Origin of the sequence: Mesorhizobium sp. M1050 (assembly GCF_040318715.1) — a bacterium.
Classification (GTDB): domain Bacteria; phylum Pseudomonadota; class Alphaproteobacteria; order Rhizobiales; family Rhizobiaceae; genus Mesorhizobium.
Genome location: NZ_JAMYMV010000183.1, coordinates 1 through 567, shown reverse-complemented (window position 1 = coordinate 567; position 567 = coordinate 1). Strand labels below are relative to the sequence as shown.

1 protein-coding gene is annotated in these 567 nt (G+C 62.3%); it reads left to right on the top strand.

Annotation, left to right across the window (positions count from 1 at the left end; genetic code table 11):
• Positions 1 to 567 (top strand): CLIPPER-2 domain-containing protein (locus tag NKH57_RS33790; RefSeq protein ID WP_352950706.1); only part of this gene is annotated, 567 nt, incomplete at both ends.

The following is a 567-nucleotide window of genomic DNA, read 5'->3' as shown; positions in this document are numbered from 1 at the left end:
GGCTCCGGCTATTTCGGCGCCAATGCGGCGATCAAAATCGAGAAGGTGACGGTCGACGGTGCGACATCCGGCGACGGTCTGACCATCCTGACCGGCGAAGCGATCTCCTGGAAATACACGGTCACCAATCTGGGCAATGTCGCGCTGTCTGGCGTCAGCGTGAGCGACGACCAGGGCGTGGTTGTCACGCCGGTCCTCAGCGATGCCACTCACAATGTCGGCGATACCAACCTTGACGGTCTGCTCGACACCACCGAAACTTGGACTTTCACCGGCACCGGCGTGGCCGGCATCGGCGCTTACAGCAATATCGGCACGGCCACCGGATCGTTCACCGATACCGCTGGCCATAGCGCCAATCCCGACGACACCGACGGCTCCGGCTATTTCGGCGCCAATGCGGCGATCAAAATCGAGAAGGTGACGGTCGACGGTGCGACATCCGGCGACGGTCTGACCATCCTGACCGGCGAAGCGATCTCCTGGAAATACACGGTCACCAATCTGGGCAATGTCGCGCTGTCTGGCGTCAGCGTGAGCGACGACCAGGGCGTGGTTGTCACGCCG